This window comes from Methylocaldum sp. MU1018 (assembly GCF_053646775.1).
Map to the genome: position 1 here is coordinate 883,330 of NZ_CM132195.1, position 16,926 is coordinate 900,255.

At 54.5% G+C, this 16,926-nt stretch carries 15 protein-coding genes, 2 tRNA genes and 1 riboswitch; of the genes, 5 read left to right on the top strand and 12 right to left on the bottom strand.

What is annotated here, in order from left to right; genetic code table 11:
* Positions 1-39: 39 nt before the first annotated feature.
* Entirely contained in the window at positions 40-615 is a 576-nt protein-coding gene (locus ACWJKU_RS04150; RefSeq protein ID WP_454146050.1) for a YbhB/YbcL family Raf kinase inhibitor-like protein, read from the top strand.
* Positions 616-633: 18 nt separating this feature from the next.
* Here ACWJKU_RS04150 and ACWJKU_RS04155 read toward each other — a convergent pair whose 3' ends face one another.
* The 7 genes from ACWJKU_RS04155 to ACWJKU_RS04185 form a co-directional block, all read right to left on the bottom strand.
* Positions 634-2,091, bottom strand: a complete 1,458-nt coding sequence (locus ACWJKU_RS04155; protein ID WP_454146052.1) for a TrkH family potassium uptake protein — start codon at positions 2,089-2,091, stop codon at positions 634-636.
* A gap of 297 nt (positions 2,092-2,388) precedes the next feature.
* Positions 2,389-2,476: transfer RNA gene (locus ACWJKU_RS04160), tRNA-Leu, on the bottom strand.
* Between the two features lie 16 nt (positions 2,477-2,492).
* Positions 2,493-3,140 carry a response regulator gene (locus ACWJKU_RS04165; RefSeq protein WP_454146054.1) on the bottom strand — a complete coding sequence of 216 codons (648 nt, stop codon included), beginning with the start codon at positions 3,138-3,140 and terminating at the stop codon, positions 2,493-2,495.
* A 46-nt stretch (positions 3,141-3,186) separates the two neighbouring features.
* Positions 3,187-3,276, bottom strand: a tRNA-Ser gene (locus tag ACWJKU_RS04170).
* A 58-nt stretch (positions 3,277-3,334) separates the two neighbouring features.
* Positions 3,335-4,051 (bottom strand): DNA polymerase III subunit epsilon, encoded by a 717-nt coding sequence (gene dnaQ, locus ACWJKU_RS04175; protein ID WP_454146056.1) that lies wholly within the window; start codon positions 4,049-4,051, stop codon positions 3,335-3,337.
* Positions 4,032-4,520, bottom strand: coding sequence for a ribonuclease HI (gene rnhA, locus ACWJKU_RS04180; protein ID WP_454146058.1), 489 nt, complete (start codon positions 4,518-4,520; stop codon positions 4,032-4,034). Before rnhA ends, dnaQ begins: the two co-directional genes overlap by 20 nt.
* 7 nt (positions 4,521-4,527) lie before the next feature.
* The gene (locus ACWJKU_RS04185; protein WP_454146060.1) at positions 4,528-5,259 is read right to left on the bottom strand and encodes a class I SAM-dependent methyltransferase; all 732 of its coding nucleotides are present in this window, start codon (positions 5,257-5,259) and stop codon (positions 4,528-4,530) included.
* A 58-nt stretch (positions 5,260-5,317) separates the two neighbouring features.
* On the opposite strand from ACWJKU_RS04185, the gene ACWJKU_RS04190 reads away from it, so the two are divergent.
* Complete coding sequence (locus ACWJKU_RS04190; RefSeq protein WP_454146062.1) at positions 5,318-7,024, top strand: LysM peptidoglycan-binding domain-containing protein; 1,707 nt, start codon at positions 5,318-5,320, stop codon at positions 7,022-7,024.
* A gap of 56 nt (positions 7,025-7,080) precedes the next feature.
* Here the strand turns inward: ACWJKU_RS04190 and ACWJKU_RS04195 are convergent, their stop codons facing one another.
* The gene (locus tag ACWJKU_RS04195) at positions 7,081-8,457 is read right to left on the bottom strand and encodes a phenylacetate--CoA ligase family protein (RefSeq protein WP_454148038.1); all 1,377 of its coding nucleotides are present in this window, start codon (positions 8,455-8,457) and stop codon (positions 7,081-7,083) included.
* A 95-nt stretch (positions 8,458-8,552) separates the two neighbouring features.
* Here ACWJKU_RS04195 and ACWJKU_RS04200 point away from each other — a divergent pair, with 95 nt between their 5' ends.
* Positions 8,553-9,491: a S1 family peptidase gene (locus tag ACWJKU_RS04200; RefSeq protein WP_454146064.1), complete on the top strand. Its 939-nt coding sequence runs from the start codon at positions 8,553-8,555 to the stop codon at positions 9,489-9,491.
* Positions 9,492-9,633: 142 nt separating this feature from the next.
* On the top strand, positions 9,634-10,005 hold the full coding sequence (rsfS, locus tag ACWJKU_RS04205; protein WP_454146066.1) for a ribosome silencing factor: 372 nt from the start codon (positions 9,634-9,636) through the stop codon (positions 10,003-10,005).
* A 256-nt stretch (positions 10,006-10,261) separates the two neighbouring features.
* Here rsfS and ACWJKU_RS04210 read toward each other — a convergent pair whose 3' ends face one another.
* Both ACWJKU_RS04210 and ACWJKU_RS04215 read right to left on the bottom strand, forming a co-directional pair.
* On the bottom strand, positions 10,262-10,753 hold the full coding sequence (locus ACWJKU_RS04210) for a septal ring lytic transglycosylase RlpA family protein (protein WP_454146068.1): 492 nt from the start codon (positions 10,751-10,753) through the stop codon (positions 10,262-10,264).
* A gap of 141 nt (positions 10,754-10,894) precedes the next feature.
* Positions 10,895-11,272, bottom strand: a complete 378-nt coding sequence (locus ACWJKU_RS04215; protein WP_454146070.1) for a (2Fe-2S) ferredoxin domain-containing protein — start codon at positions 11,270-11,272, stop codon at positions 10,895-10,897.
* A 601-nt stretch (positions 11,273-11,873) separates the two neighbouring features.
* Between ACWJKU_RS04215 and ACWJKU_RS04220 the strand changes: the two genes are divergently transcribed.
* Positions 11,874-12,572, top strand: coding sequence for a cistern family PEP-CTERM protein (locus ACWJKU_RS04220; RefSeq protein ID WP_454146072.1), 699 nt, complete (start codon positions 11,874-11,876; stop codon positions 12,570-12,572).
* A gap of 240 nt (positions 12,573-12,812) precedes the next feature.
* Here ACWJKU_RS04220 and ACWJKU_RS04225 read toward each other — a convergent pair whose 3' ends face one another.
* Together ACWJKU_RS04225 and ACWJKU_RS04230 are read right to left on the bottom strand one after the other, a co-directional pair.
* Complete coding sequence (locus ACWJKU_RS04225; RefSeq protein WP_454146074.1) at positions 12,813-14,660, bottom strand: M12 family metallo-peptidase; 1,848 nt, start codon at positions 14,658-14,660, stop codon at positions 12,813-12,815.
* Between the two features lie 86 nt (positions 14,661-14,746).
* Positions 14,747-14,834: riboswitch (cyclic di-GMP riboswitch) on the bottom strand.
* A 400-nt stretch (positions 14,835-15,234) separates the two neighbouring features.
* Positions 15,235-16,878, bottom strand: coding sequence for a M12 family metallo-peptidase (locus ACWJKU_RS04230; protein ID WP_454146076.1), 1,644 nt, complete (start codon positions 16,876-16,878; stop codon positions 15,235-15,237).
* Positions 16,879-16,926 lie beyond the last annotated feature (48 nt).

Consider the following 16,926-nt stretch of genomic DNA (forward strand, 5'->3'; position numbering starts at 1 on the left):
GAGCGTTACTCTCCACTGACGGGCAAGGAGGCCAAGTTTATGAATCTAAATCGGCATTGGGCGCGAAGGCTGCTCGGCAGCACGCTGTTCATCTTCAGTCACGCTATCGTTTCGATGGAATCCGACGGAGGGCAGGGTATGTCCATGAAGATCGAATCATCCGCATTTGCCCATAACGGCGATATCCCGACGCGCTTTACCTGCGACGGTCAAGATTTGTCGCCGCCGTTGTCCTGGACCGGCGTGCCCGAGGGCGTCAAAAGCTTGGCGCTGATCGTGGACGATCCCGATGCTCCGGACCCGAAAGCGCCTAAAATGACTTGGGTCCACTGGGTGCTCTACAACATTCCGCCGACCTCGACCGGTTTGCCGGAAGGAAGCGCGGAGGGCGCTTTGCCTGCCGGGACCGCCGAGGGAATCAACGATTGGAAGCGGACGGGCTACGGTGGGCCTTGCCCGCCGACGGGCCGGCATCGCTATTTTCATAAGCTTTATGCGCTCGATACCGTTTTGCCCGACCTGCATAAGCCGACCAAGGCCCGGCTCGAAAAAGCCATGCAGGGACATGTACTGGCGCAAGCCGAACTGATTGGTTTTTATTGGCGGGCCAAGTGAATTTCGTTCCGGCCTTTTTTATTTCCGCCAGTATGCGGGCGTGAACAAGATGAGCGCCGTGAATACTTCGATGCGGCCGAGGAACATGGCCAAGATGCAAATCCACGTCTGAATATCGGTTAATGCGCTGTAGTTGGTGGCAGGTCCGACCTGGTTCAGGCCGGGGCCGGCATTGTTGATGCATGCGATGATGGCCGAGAAGGACGATAGGAAGTCGAGGCCGCTGATCACGAGCATTAAGGTCAGGACTACGATGCTCATGAAATACACAAAGATGAATCCAAGCACCGACAGAACAATCGGCGACCGAATGACCATGTTGCCCAGCTTGAGCGGGTTGACGGCAGTCGGGTGGGTAAGGATGAACATCTGTAACTGACTCTGTTTGACCAGAATCATGGTTCGCATCATCTTGATGCCGCCGCCCGTTGAACCGGTGCATGACGATACGCAGCTCAGGAAAAGCATCCACAGCGGCCCGAAAATGGGCCACTGGTTGAAATCGACGCTAGAAAATCCGCAGTCGGTAGCGATGGATACGAGGTTGAAGCTGGTGTGCCGGAGAGCCGCCCAATAATCGGAATAGGTTCCCTCCCACCAAAGATAAAGGGCTATGCCCAAGCAGCTGCCTATAACCAGGATCAGAAAAGGCGCCGCTTCGATATCGTGCTTGTAAGGATTAAAGCTCCGGCTGCGGATGGCTAAGAAGTGGGTGGCGAAATTCATACCCGCGATCAGCATGAATACGATCAGTACCGCTTCGATTTCCGGCGAGTCGAAATAGCCCACGTTGGCGTCGTGGGTCGAAAAGCCGCCCAGGCCCATGGCGGCAAAAGCATGGCAAACGGCATCGAACCAGCTCATTCCGGCTTGCTTTAGGGCTAGAATGCACGCCGTCGTGATCCCGGCGTAAACCAGCCACAGATTTTTTGCCGTCTCGGTGATTCTCGGTGTCAGCTTGCTGTCTTTCATCGGCCCCGGCGTCTCGGCCATGAACAACTGGCGGCCGCCTACGCCGAGAACGGGAAGAATCGCCACCGCCAGTACGATGATGCCCATGCCGCCCAGCCAGTTGAGTTCATGTCGCCATAAGTTGATGGCCGGCGGTAGTTGATCCAGTCCTACCAGTACCGTCGCTCCGGTGGTGGAGAGTCCGGACATGGCTTCAAAGTAGGCGTCGGTAAAGGACAAATCCGGCAGGTAGGATATCAAGGGAAATGTTGCGAATGCGGCCATTCCCGTCCAGGCGAGCACCACCAGCAAGAATCCTTCCTTGGCTTTCAATTCGCGCTGAAATTTTTTGGTCGTAATCCACAAAAAAACACCTGCGCCCAGAGTCAGCAGCATGTCCTCGACGAACAAAAAGACGGTGCCGTCACGGTAGATCAGGGAAGTTGCGATAGGGAATGCGTAAGTGATGCTGAAAACCATCAGCATCAAGCCGAAAACTCTGGCGAGGGACAAAAATCGGTTCATCTTGCAAGAACCCTATAACGCTGAATTGCTTGAGAAGATCTGGCTAGAGGACATTCTCGATCCATGATCGGAGGGGTGGAGTTGTGCTGGTCTGCAACCGGTACCACCTTAATGATCGTTAGAGGCGCCGTGCAACATGTCGGGTCAAACGGCGCGATCGAAAGGCGGAAATTCCGGGATAATATCGGGCCGAGAGCATTGGCCGCGGGTGATGGTTGGAGGGCGCATCAGGATAACGCCAATAACGATATACCGAGTTTTCGGATGCAGCATGAACTGTTTACGAAATGCAAGGATTGGTGCCTCGGGCCGGAATCGAACCGGCACGCCGGGTTAGGGCGCGGGATTTTAAGTCCCGTGTGTCTACCTATTCCACCACCGAGGCAAATGGATTTGTACCCTCATCGAGAGGGTATGTCGCTGATAAGATAGTATCGTGTCGCTAATCGGGTCAGTTCCACGTCATTCTTGACCGACAATTTGTCATACGCCCGATACCGATACGTATTTACCGTTTTGGGGCTGATCGCTAGCATGTCTGCCATGTCCTGAATCGATCGGCCTTGCAGCGTCATGATAACGATTTGCAGTTCACGGTAGGACAATTCGTTGAACGGAGACGAGGATAGGTTGGACAGCTTAGCCAAGGCCATTTTACTGGCGACGTCCTGGCTGAGATACCGTTTGCCGTCGGTCACCGCGCGAATGGCATGGGTTAGTTCTCCGATGGGGCAGCTTTTCGAGACATAGCCGTGGGCGCCTGCGTTCAGAAGTTGATGCGGAAAAGGGCTGTCAACATACACACTCAAAGCCACGATTTTGACCTGCGGGTATTTCTGGCTGATCTTCCTGCACGCTTCTATTCCGCCGATACCCGGCATATTGATATCCATCAAAATAACATCCGGTCTCAGTCGGTCGGCTTGCTCTATGGCTTCTTCGCCCGAACGGGCCACGCCGATTACCTTCATGTCCTCGGTTTCGTTCAGTAAGTGCTCAATGCCTGTTCGAACGAGTTCATGATCATCTACTAAAAGGATGCCGATCATAATGTCAATGGTGAAAGCTGGGCTGGCGCTTACCTTCTTGCTTATATGGCGGAGAGGGAGGGATTCGAACCCCCGGACGGGATCAACCGTCAACGATTTTCAAGACCGCCGCTTTAAACCGCTCAGCCACCTCTCCTCGATTCGTCATCCTTATCCTGTATAAGGATAACGCATAAGCTTCTCCGGTTCTATCTTTAGGTTTTCCAGAGGCATTTTCCGTTGCTTGCCTTGGCGATGGCTTCGAGCCTCGAGGCATGCGCTTGGAGTTCCGCTTCGCTGCAACGGATTATTTTAAGCCGTGGACGATTTGCCAAGACGGTCGATTTTGGCTTTTGCTGTAGTAACTGGGCGTTGCTTTCAACTGCCGGTTCCGGCTCCAGTACCAGTAAGGTTTGGCCGCCGGTCATCGCGAGATAGACTTCGGCCAGAATTTCGGCATCGAGCAAGGCTCCGTGCAACTCTCTATGTCGATTGTCGACATCGTATCGCTTGCACAATGCATCCAGATTGTTGCGCTGTCCGGGATGCTTCTTTCTGGCGAGCATCAAGGTGTCGAGGACAGTGCAATACTCGGTGACGCCGGCAAAACGGTTGGACAGCAGCCCCAGTTCGTGATTGAGAAACCCGATATCGAACGGAGCATTGTGAATAATCAGTTCTGCGCCTTTGATATACGCCAGAAGGTCTTCGACGATATCGGCAAAGCGGGGTTTGTCCGCCAAAAATTCGGCGCTCAGCCCGTGTACCTCGACGGCTCCCGGGTCGATGTCCCGCTCGGGATTCAGATAAACGTGAAAGCGGTTTCCCGTTAACCTGCGATTGATGAGTTCCACGCAACCGATTTCGATTATGCGGTGTCCTTCCGCCGGGTCGAGCCCGGTCGTTTCGGTATCAAGTACGACTTGTCGCATGAGTCTTCGTGCCGTGTTCCGGTTTTGCGGGTTTTAGCAATTCGTCGATTCCTCGATTGGCGAGCGCGTCGGCGCGTTCATTCTCGATATGCCCGGCGTGGCCCTTGATCCATTTCCATTCGACGCCATGCCCCTGTTGCGCCGCTACGAGACGCTGCCAAAGATCTACATTCTTGACCGGCTTCTTTGCGGCGGTTTTCCACCCTCTTCGGATCCAGTCCGGCAACCACTCGGAAATGCCCTTGAGCAGATAAAGAGAGTCCGTAGTGACGCAGACTTTGCTCGGGCGCTTCAAGGCTTCCAATCCTCTGATCGCGGCCATGAGTTCCATGCGATTATTGGTCGTGTCGGGCTCGCCCCCGTAGAGTTCCATTTCTTTGTCTTTGTACTTCAGAACTACGCCCCACCCGCCGGGGCCCGGATTGCCGCGGCAAGCGCCGTCCGTATAGATGTTAACCGTGTTGTTCACCGCTGTTTTACTGTATAGATTTGAACATGTGGCCGGGCACCAGATCCGGCGCGCCGATCCATCTGGGTTCGATGGGTATTACCGTGTAAGTTCTCTTGATGGCCTTGATAGCGAAAGCGAACGATAGATAAGCGCGAGACCTGCTAAAAAATGAATCGGGTCTTTGTATCACTTTGGATGACGCGATACTGAACGCCGCGCTGTACTCGGCATCGAATTTTAGGAGACTTAGCCAATCTAATAAACGGTGGCTACTGATGAAGTTGGTCTTCCAAAAAGAGGCGCGGCGGGGGAGGTACTGAAGGATGCCGTGCATGCTCCAGGGATTCAAGCCCAAGAGAAAGAGTCGGGCATCAGGTTTTAGGACGCGCTCGACCTCGCGCAAGACTTGATGCCTATTGGCTTCGAAGTCGATGACGTGAGGCAGGATCAAGATGTCGATGCTGGCGCTGGCGATAGGTAGCGCGGTCGGACAGGCAGCGATGACGCGCTTGTTGCCGGATTCGCTTCTATGCTCGGCGCTGACAAGAGTGAAATTGCGGACGAATGTCTCATCGATATATAAGTTCTCGCATCCCAACAGGCCAACTTGTAATATTTTTTGATTATAAGTAGGATTTAGCGATGCCTGGAGGTAGGATGCCTCGATGGTTTGCAGAATTTGCCCTAGAGCTGTGGTGTGATACCACTCCAGAAATACCTGGCGAAGGTGGGGCGACGGCGCTTGTTTGGTTTTCATTGACTGAAGTGCTGATATGCCGCTATAAATCCCCCGATAGAACTCTGAGGTAGATGCGATGAGACGGCCAAAACGCGATGTAAAGTTGCTCTGTTACGCATCAGTTTTTGCCTTGTCCCTAAGCGCCTGTACGCATCACGCCGGGAAACCGAAATCGGATAATAGTTTAACCGACAATTCTCAGTCGGCGCCAACGTCAAGCGGCAAAAAGTCGCGAATCTTTCATATCTCAAAGAGCACGAGTCGCTGGTTTAGGAAAAAGGACGGAACCTTCGAAAAAGGGCTGCGCAATGGCGACAAGAGTCCGGCCGAGTATGATAGTTTGTGGGACCGGCTATTCGATTCTTACAGTTTGCCGCCTGTCGAGCATGAGGATATCGATCGCGAACTTGAATGGTTCGTAAACCATCCGGGTTATGTGGAGCGCGTACAGAAGAGGGCGGAGCCTTTTCTGTACTCTATCGTGCGACAGGTCGAAAAAAATGATATTCCGGGCGAGCTCGCGCTATTGCCCGTCATCGAGAGCGCGTTTCAGCCTCATGCGGTATCCCCGGCAAATGCCGCCGGCATCTGGCAATTCATCCCCTCCACCGGACGTATGTACGGTTTGAAGCAAAGCCGCTCGTACGACGGACGGCGCGACGTTTACGCTTCCACTCGAGCGGCGATCAAGTATCTCAAGAAACTTCATTCCGATTTCAATGGCGATTGGCTGCTCGCAATTGCAGCCTATAACTGCGGCGAGGGCGCGGTCGCCAGGGCAATTCAAAAAAACGCGGCCAGGAATTTGCCTACGGATTTCTGGTCGCTGGATTTGCCGGGGGAAACGCGTTCCTACGTCCCCCGTCTTTTGGCTGTCGCGAAATTATTCGCCGAGGCGGAACAGTACGGCATAGACTTGTATCACATTCCGAACAAAAGATTGTTCAAGCCGGTCAAGATAAGCACGCAGGTGGATTTGGCGCTCGCGGCCGATGCGGCGGATATTTCTCTAGACAAATTTTATGAGCTGAATCCGGGCTTTAAGCGCCAATACGCTGATGTAGAAGGAAGTTATAGGCTTTTTATTCCTGCCGGCAAAAAAATCAGGGAATTTAAGCAAGAGTTGGAGCGATTAGCCCAGCAAAGCCAGCCGCCCGGCCGGGATCGTCCATCGATTGCCGATGACTTGATTGCTGCGCGAGATTTGGATACGGCAAGCGTAAGCAAGAGTCGCGCCATTCGCTCCGACAGGAACCATGCGCTCGAATCTTTTCAGAAGGAACGAAAAGGTAAAGGAAAAGGGGCGCCTGATCGAAACATTGAATCCGTTGCGTCCAAATCCTCGGCTAAGATCATCCAAAAAATCAGAAACGAAGACAATGTTGCCGCTGCTTCCATAAAAGGCAAGCTCGCGGAATCGCCAGGCAAGCGATCGGCCTACACTGTTCAGGAGGGCGATACGCTTTGGTCCATTGCAAAGAAAAACTCCGTTGATGTCGAGCAACTGGCCAAGTGGAATAACTTGTCGGAGAAGAAAGGAGTCAGGGCGGGCCAGAATTTGGTGCTTTGGAACAAGGACGCCGCCAAGAAGCTGCCGATCGCCAGCTCCGGGATTAAGCCCTCGCAATCCATCAGTTATACCGTTCGGCAAGGCGATACGCTGTTTTCCATTTCGAAACGGTTTAAAGTCAGTGTAGCCGATTTGCGCAAGTGGAATGGCTCCAAGATCGAGAAGCAGATTCAACCGGGCACGAATATCATGGTTCAGATAGAAAGGGATTAGCGGAGAGATCGGCGTTTTGTGGTTGTTGAAAATATTGCCCTGGCGCTAAAGGGCGCCTAGGATCGGATATCCAGCCGTTCCGGCAAGGGCACGTGGCTGACGACGTAGCGGTATTTTCCTGAAGCCTCCGGCGGTATCTTGTCCACCACGCTGACATTGATCGTTACATCTCGTCCCATCCGATCTTGCAACTGTTTTACGACTTCATCCTTTGCGCTCTCGCGCCACAGGGAACTCGGGACGACCATAACGTCTATGCGGTTCGTCGAGCGTTGGATAATCTTGAACTCGTGAACCCCTTCGATCGCGCGCAACACGTAGATTACCGCTAGCGCGTGCATGATCGTTCCATCGGGGCGGACGATGAAATCCGTGGTTCTGCCCATGATTTCCGATACTACATGCAAACCGCGTCCTCCGTTGCACGAATCACCCGTTTGGCGGGCCATGTCGCCGGTGCGGTAACGAATGAACGGTTGAGCGTCCGAACACAGATTCGTGATAACGACTTCTCCAACGACGCCGGGAGCGACGGGGGTTCCGTTATCGTCCAAAATCTCGACGATCACGCTTTCGCTGTTAACCAGCATCTGGCCTTGCGGCGATTCGAGCGCAATCAATCCACCGTCACGGCATCCGTATTCATTCGACACGGGCTTGTCGAAGACTTCCTCGATCAGCGCCCGTTGTTCGGGAAACAAGGGTTCTCCCGTGGTGCAAACCACTTTAAGACGCGGCAATTTCGGAATCCGGCGATGGCTCTTCGCGTAAGAGGCCAAAAGACTCAGGCTGCTCGCGTAACCGTAGATGCAGGCAGGGTTAAAGGATCGTATCGTTTTGAGATAATCGCTCATTCTGCTCTCCGACATATCGAAAGCATTCAGAAGCAATTGGTTAAACAGCCGGTCCCGTATCTTTTTAACGAGATCGGTTTTATTGAGTTCCACAGGGGCTCCCCACAAAAAGACTTCGGATTCGCCGACTTCGACCTTCCACCATTGGCGTGCGCGCATGCGAGAAGCCGTATCAGCCGCCTGGCGTTTTTTACCGAAATAAAAAATCAACGGCTGGCCGCTCGACCCCCCCGTGTTGTAACGGAATGCGCCCCCTGGGACGTCTCTCCAGACCATGCGGTCTCGATTGGCGGATGCATCCGCTTTGTTCATTGTCGGCAGGCGGCGAAGATCATCGAAGGTCAGGCTCCGGTCCGTGGCCAGGCTGATGCCGGAAGCGACGATCCGTTCCGCATGCCAGGGGCAATGATCGTTAGCGACTTGGAGCAAGGCCCGCAATTTTTCCAGCTGCAGTCGCTCGATGGCTTCACGCGAAAGCCATTGCGTCCGTTCCAACTCGGTTAGGTAACTGAAGGTGGGGCGGTTTACCAGTCGTTCATGGGCGGGGTAGAAAATATGTTTGACCAGGTTCGGATGCATGGTAGACAAGTGCTGCTTGGGAATGATTGTTTATGCGCTTGCGCGCGACGGCCGAGCGTCATGCGCGCATCGAAATAGTACCGTAGCTCGGCGGGTTGTCGCGATGGTATGTTACGCTGCATAAAGGTCATTTTTGCAAAGAAAGTCCAGGGCAGGCAGAAGCTCGCCTGCTTGCGGCAAGCGCAGCGTTTTTCGAACGGAATCCGCCGGTTTATCGGATAATTGTTGATATTCGTCAGTTACTCCAGTTGCTTGAAGTGCGATTTAAGAATCTATTGCTGATAGGGGCCGGCGTTTTTGGTGCGTGCCTGGATATGGGCGCCCAGGCCAGTGAATTGCCGGATACCCTAGAAAAGATTAAACCGGCCATCGTCGGCATCGGGACCTATCAGAGAACACGAACGCCGCCGGCGATATTTAGAGGGACCGGATTCGTCATTGGCGACGGCTTGCATGTCCTGACGAATGCGCACGTTATTCCGGAAGCAGTCGACAAGACAAAATTCGAGACCTTGGCCGTATTCACCCGCGACGGCGAAAAGCAAAGCGTGCGGCAGGCGCTTGAAATCGCCGCCGACGAATCTCATGACATTGCTTTACTGAAAATCGGCGGCTCGCCTTTGCCATCCATGCAGTTGGGAAATTCAGGCAAGGTTAGGGAGGGGGAACAGTATGCCTTTACCGGATATCCCATTGGCATGGTTCTGGGGCTCAACCCGGTCACGCATCGCGGAATCATTTCCGCGATAAGCCCCATCGCGATCCCGGCCCATGGCTCTCAGCGCCTGAATTCTAAAATGATCCGTCGATTGGCCGAGGCTTACGATGTCTTTCAACTCGACGCGACGGCTTATCCGGGAAACAGCGGGAGCCCGTTGTACGATATCGGCAGTGGCGAGGTCATTGGAATAATCAACAAGGTTTTCGTGCAGGAGACCAAGGAAAATCTGCTGGAGCGGCCGAGTGGGATCAGTTACGCGATACCCATCAGGTACGCGATAAGCTTGTTGAAAGAGAAAGGCATAAACCGGTGAACCGTCCGGCATCCGGCAAATCCAAAATTTCGATTCGGGTGAAGCGCTTGGATGTATTCCGAGTCGGCGCCGCGCATAAGGGAGACTTTTGCGGCTTTTCGAGTCCTAGAAATGACGATGATTTACGTGGGAGAGAATCCTTTTGCATAAACACATGACTACAGATCAATTGTTGCAGATCGTATTGCTGGCTTTGGATGATGGAAAAGGTAGGGATATCAAAGTGATAGACGTGCGTAAAAAGACCAATATCGCGGATTTTATGGTGATTGTCAGCGGCACCTCGGAGCGGCACGTAAGATCGCTGGCGGATCACGTGGTTGAAGAAGCTAAAAATAACGAAGTTCAGCCTTTGGGCGTCGAAGGGCAGGGGGGCGGAGAATGGGTCTTGGTCGATTTGGGCGACGTGATCGTTCATGTCATGAAGCCGCAGACGCGGGAGTTTTATCAGATCGAGAAGTTCTGGCAAGGCGACTATTCGCCGGTTTATGCGGCAGCCGGCGCGGCACGCTGAGTGACGCGCGCCCGCCCTTCTTGGGGCGCAAGCGGCGTGACGAGCGGTAAACCGGCAGGACTGCCGGTTTACCCATTCCTTGCCGGATTTCGTATTCTGTCTGCAAGATCGGGGCGCATTCGTATGCGCCCGCTTGTTTTGGAAGCCTTCAAGAGGGTGCGGCAAAGGCCGGGCCCGTGGCTTCCGACAATTGCTTCATGAGCCCGGCCGTTTCGAGAGTATCTCCAAGCTTTAACTGCGTTGTAAGCGGCCGGATCTACTCGAGCGCCACGATCTCCACGCGTGCCGTTCCTTTTATCCCAAGCGCCTTGGCGGCCCCGTAGGACAGATCGATCAACCGATTTTTGACGAACGGCCCGCGGTCGTTGACGGTCACCTCCACGGATCGCTTGTTTGCCAGATTGGTGACCCGCACCCGGGATGGCAAGGGCAGAGTGCGGTGCGCGGCGGTTAGCGCGCCGGGGTTGAAGCGCGCTCCCGTAGCCGTCCGGTTACCCGACTCCCAGCCGTACCAGGATGCCACCCCTTGGGCCCTGTAGCCTTTTGCGCTTTTCAAGGGGTAATACGTCTTTCCTTTTACCCGATACGGTCGGTTATAGCCCTGTTTTCCGGCGTATCGCTCTATAGCGGTGGCGCCTTTGGAAGATTTGAAAGATCGGTCATCCGACTGTGTGGCGCACCCCGGCAGCAGTATGGCTCCCAGCAAGAGCGATCCGGCTTTCAATGCCGTTGTTCTGGCTTGTCTCATTGTCGTGGTTCTGATTTCCAATTCCGCCGGCCTAGGCTGCGAGCGCAGCGTGGTAGCGCAGTTATTGTAAAGTCAGCTTTGCACTTGGTTATCGATGGCGCCGGTTTCGACGCGGAGGCACCTGCATGCAGCACGGCGAATTTATTTATAGGTTTGCCGTATTGCAAATACATAATCGGCCACCGGCTTTCCTCCGATCAGATGTTCTTGAATGATTCGCTCAAGAACTTCCGGCGAACAAGAGTGATACCACACGCCCTCCGGATAGACGACGGCGATCGGCCCGTTGCGGCATACTCTCAGACAATTGGCCTTGGTGCGCTGGATTCCGGCCGAACCGGTCAGTTTTAATTCATCCAGCCGGCGTTTCAAATAATCCCAGGATTCAAGCCCTGCTTCTTTGCTGCAACATTTTGGTTTGGTTTGATCGCAACAAAGAAAGATGTGTTTTCGGGTTGCGGGGATGTCAAGAGTCTTGGCGATGGTGCGCAAGCTTTGGTCGATGTCGGTTTCGGTCATTGGTTTTTCGGCTTGAGAAAAGAGGAAAAACAGCCGCGGACAGCGGTCCGTATCGGGCATCCGCTTTTTTGCAGCCGATGCTCTTCTGTTCGCATCTAAGTTTTTCCTATCGTTTTTGTCAAGAAATTTTACAAGCTTATATCCTTGTTTTCATTTGAAAATTATCGAAATCTCTCGAATTCGCTCAGGTGAACGCCCCGCCGATCCCGATTTTTTTGCCGATCGTGTCAAGAATTTTTACACATTGTGAATTTTGCGTAGCACAAGAGACGTGAGATGTAAGTTCTGTGCAAGCCAGGATGGATACGGGTAGGTTTGATACATGCGTGGATGCCCAGGCGATTTGCCGGCAGGTTGATTTTGCTTCCAGGCCAGAAAAACCGGGCTTTCCAGCCACGAAATCGAATTTTTTCTTTTGTGCGGATCGCCGCTGCCGCTGATTCTCCCTTGCGTATGCCATTATCGAAATCAAGCCCTGGTTTTTCTCTTGGCTTATATGTGCGAAATGTGGTCCGCATATTGCTAGAACAATAGTGTGTTACTTGAACGCGCAATTTTGGCGCTATAAACAAAACTATGCTACTCATCAGGGTAAACGAGTGTGATTAAACAACTTTTAAAGAATCGCCTATCGGCGGCGGCCGTGGCTGCATGCGCTATGGCTTCGGGGCCTGCCCAGGCTATTCTGGTAAACGGCACGTCCGATGATTTTTCTCTTACCTGGAACAAGGCAATAACCGGCGCGACGTTACAGGCAACTTCATCGTGGGATGTGACAAACTTCACGAGTAACCAGGTTGTCTTCGATATCACGCTGTCCAATACGACCAATCCCAGCAACTTTCAGGCTGCGATCCTGGCTTTGGGAGTGTATGTCGATCAAAACTTGACCGGCGCTTCGATTACGAATAATGCGACTGGCGCAACGTGGAGCTTAAACAGTTCCGGAGTAAATTTTCCCGGCGGTTTTCTCAATGTGGATATCTGTATTTATGCGGGAAACCAGTGTCAAGGAGGTAACATCAATGCCGGGCTTCAAAATCAGCAGACAGATCTGTTTACGCTGACTTTGTCTGGAGATTTCACGAACGGGCTTTCTTTCGCTGATGCGAATAATTTTGCAATCAAGTTTCAGACCCAAAACGGCTCCTATGAGTTTGCGGCTACTGTTCCCAATCCAAATCCCAATCCAAATCCCGATCCCAATCCCAATCCAGTCCCGGAACCTGGCATGTTATGGCTATTAGGCGGTGGCTTGCTGGGATGGCGTCTTGTGGGAAAAAACAGATACGCCGGATAAATGGAATCGCTTGGAATCGTCCGTTTTAGTTTTGGAAGAATGCCGGCTTAAAGCCGGCATTCTTCTATTGTTCCGGCCTCAGCCGCATAGCTGGCCTTGGGCGTTTGCGTAACCGGTTCGGATAGGAGCGCGCTGTCCGTTTCGGTTCGGTTTTGGCTTTCGCCGGCCGTTCCGTAGGATGCGGCTATGAAGGAACCGCATCCTACGATGCTGAAAATCGCTCTTTTATAGCAATCTTTATTATTTATAAACCTGGATCGAGGTTTGGCTAGTGTTGCCGGCCGCGTCGGTACCGATGAGTGTGACCGTATGAGCGCCCGCTGCGATGTTTTTGGTGTTCCAGTTGTAGGAGATCGAACTGCTGCCCGTTGTGGCTTTGACGGCGCCGTCGATGGCCAGCTTCAGTCCTTGCAATTTAACGTTGTCGCTGCCGGAGCCGGCGATTTTCGTCGAGTTACGGAGCTTCTCGCCGTTGGAGGGGCTGGTGATTTTGACCGTGGGCGGCGTGGTATCGACGGTATTGGCTGAGGTGGTTGCCGAGGCGGTATTGGAGAATTCCGAGTTGCCAACGCTGTTGTAGGCGTAGATACGATAGGCGTAGGTGGTACTCGCGCTGAGGCCGGTGTTGGTGAAGCTGGTGACATTGCTGCCGAGCGAGGCGATTTCGCTCCAATTCACGCCATCCTGAGAGCGCTGTACTTTGAAGCCGGTTTCGTCGCTGGACTTGTCCGCCCAGGTCAGGGCGACGCTGCCGGACGATTGGGCGGTTGCCGTCAAGTTTGCCGGGGCTGTCGGAACCGTAGTCGTGGTGATCGTCGTGGCTGACGCGCGGAAGCTGGCGACGGTAGCGCTGGTGCCGTTCATCGAGCGGGCCGTGTCTTGATAGTTTGCTACCCCGGTCGGCTGGCCGTTGTAGTAAACGTTGGGATTGGAGAAATACGGAATCCGCGGCGAGCTGCAACTGTAAGACATGATGTCATGGAACACGCCGCAGATCCGATAACCATAAGAGTAGGGGTATACGCCGGCGTAGGAGGAGTTGTCCGGATCGTGCATGTTGCCCTGATTGTGGCCCAGTTCGTGGGCCAGGGTATTGCTGCCGAGGCAGTTGTACTTGGAATCGTCGTGGACCACGGCGAAAGCATAGGGCGCGAACGAGGTGCCGAGGCTGGTCATCACATAGGCGATGCCGCAATAGTTGCTTTCGGCCGTTACCAGCGCCACCTGGTCGGCGCCGTACTGGTTGCGCCAGGAATGCACGATGTCCATTTTGCCGTCGGAGGTGCCGCGCAAATCGGTCAGGCTGGTCGACATATTGCCGGTTTCGGTGTAGCTGACTTCAGCCATTTTTACCAAGTTCAACTGCATATCCACTTGGCTGTTCAGGTAAGACTGATTGGCCTTGGTGACGGCGTTGACGATCTTCGCCTCGATGCCGGAAACGCCGCCGGCATTGGCGCGCGCCTTGGGCGTATAGACCACCATCAGATCGATGACTTGGCCGGTGCTGGCTGCTGCGGTGGAGGGGCTGTCCGAGGAAGTTGTCGTGCCGGCCGCTTCCCCGGCGGCATTCACATCCGGATCGAGAGGGTCGGAGTGCGGAGCGACTTTAGTGGGATCGATCTCCCGAACGGCATGCGTTTCGTTGCCGGCGTAGACGATCTCGAAAGTTCTTCCGTCATCCAACGTGATGCTGCCCATCATCGCCTGCCCGCGAACGGCCAGGACCACTTCGCTGCTGCCCTCTTGTCCTTCGATATGGCCGACCCAAGACAGGCGGCCATCGATGTCTTCGATGCGGTCGCGCACGGCGGTAACCGTGGTGTCGTCGAGCAACTCAAGGGTGAGCGTATCGGCATCGAGTGCGCCGAAATCGATGGCTACGCCCTGGCTGCGGCCCTTGATGGCTTTGAGCGGAGCCTTGGCTTGCGCCGGAAGGGTTAGGGTCGTGTTGCTGAATAAGCGTTGAGGCGGCGCCGCGCGGGCGGCATCCGTAGCGGATGTCGCGGCTACCAATGCGCCCGCCAGGGCGAGAATGCTTTTGCGGCGGGTGATGATGGACTTGGAGTGCCGAGTCTTGCTGCTCATATTTTTTATCCCCTACGAGTCGAGTTGACGGCGATGGTCTTGAGGAACCCGCGGGGATTGGGCAAACCGAAGCCGGTTTGGCTCGAACTGGCAATCCCGCTGTCATAGGAGTCAGGCTCCCGTAGACCGGTAACTTTGCGTCACCACCTTTCGATGGTTTTGCCTTTTTCAGATCAAGCGGCATTGAGTCGGCGGCTTAATCTGCGTGTCGAGATAAGAATGGTCTAAAACTTCGGAATTTGTGAGATCGAATCGAAAAAAGTTGTTGATCGCGAGACGGGCCGTAAACATTGGATGCCAAAATTCCCGATGATAAAGCAGCGGTGTCGAATGCAAAAGCAACCGAAAGGAATCCATGCGAAAGAATCCTGCGAGCAGGCGGCGAAATGGGGGTTGGGCGAGAAGAGCGCCGACAAGGATAGACAAGGATAATTGTTGTGGCATGGCTCCGGGCCGAGCCCGCACGCCCTTCGATAGGCGGGCGAGCTCGGGCTTCGGCTGCAAATTTTGCCGGCAGCGGCTGTTCACGCCGGATAGATAAAGCGCAACCTCGCGGTGCCGCCGTAGCGTTTGCTTACATGCGGCGATCGGAACGGTTTCTCCGACGCTCTTCGCCGGCGCCGCTATCGGTCTTTCCGGTCGAGCCGTCGGTCGTCGGCGTGATTGCCGTCGCTATCTCGCCGCCTCTGGATTCCGCTACGCCGTTATAGGCCGACACGCGATACGAGTATTCTCCGTTCGGATTGAGTCCCGAGTTCGAAAAGCTGGTGACATTCGGGCCCAATAACGCCACTTCTTCCCAGTTGACTCCGTCGCGCGAGCGCTCCACCTTGAATCCCTCCTCATTGTTCGAATTATCCGTCCAGCGAAGGGCGATCCGGTCATTGGATCGGGCGGATGCCGCCAGCGAACTTGGCGCGGTGGGAGCGGCTGCGGCCACTTTGCTCGCGCGCCATGCGGCAACCGTAGATCGCGCTTTTTCCATGGACCAGGCGGTCGCGGCGGAATTCGACGGATTGATGTTCGGGTCGATTCCTGTGGGCTTGCCATTGTAATAAACGGTGGGATTGGCGAAATTCGAGATGCGCGTTGCCCCGCTGCAAGCATAAGACATGATCGTGTGGAAACCGCCGCTCTGACATAGGCGATGTCCGTAGGAGTAGGGATAAATGCCGGCAAAGCCTGAGTTGGCGCGGTCATGGGAGTTGCCCTGATTGTGACCCAATTCGTGCGCCAAGGTCTGCGCGGCGAGGCAGTACGCTTTGGAGTCGTCGTGGACCACGGCGAAGGCATAAGGGGCGAAAGAACTGCTCAGTCGCGTCATCTGGTAGGCGATGCCGCAATAGTTCGCATCCGCGGAAACCAGAGCCACCTGGTCGGCGCCGTATTGGTTGCGCCAGGAATGCACGATGTCCATTTTGCCGTCGGTGGTGCCCCGAAGATCGGTAAGCGTGCGGGCCATGTCGCCGCTTTCCGTGTAGCTGACTTCGGCCATGCGCACCAGATTGAGCTTCATATGGACTTTGCTGTTGATATAGGCTTGATTGGCCGCCTCGACGGCTTTCACGATCTTGGCTTGGATGCCGGAGGCGCCGCCGGCATTGGCGCGCGCCTTGGGCGTATAGACCACCATCAGGTCGACGATCGTGTCGGTCCCCGCGGCCGCCATCGGCGGCTCGCCGGCGGCGGCCGGCGCTTCCGAAGCGGCCGGCGCGCCGGCCAAGCCCGGATCGATTTTGGCTTCGGGGATCGGATGCTTGTGCGGCAGAATCTTTTTGGGATCAACCTGCCGCACGGCATGAGTCCCATCTTCGTTATACAGAATCTCGTAAACTTCTCCATTCTCGCGTTTGACGGTTCCGGACATCGCATCTCCGGTCACGGCCAAGATGACTTCGCTGCCGGGTTCTCCCTGAATATGGCCCACCCAAGCGGAATGGCCCTGAACATTGTCGACGATGCGATCCTTTTCCGCGATCAGAAGCGTGTCATCGAAAATATTCAGATTTATGGCGTCTGCTTTTAGCCTGTCGAGGTTGAGCTGGACTGGACGATGCCTGCCTTTTTTAACGTGGGAAGGAAGGCGGGTATCGGGTATCGCGCTCCAGACATCCTGAAATAAATCCTCCGGTAATTTCCGCTCGGCGACGGCGGTATGGCTGACTCCCGACAAGGCCAGAGACAGATATAACGGGGGCAGGATAAAGTGTTTATTCATTTTTCTTAGCTCCTAATAGGTAGCAAAAGCAGGCACGGAAAAGTTTGA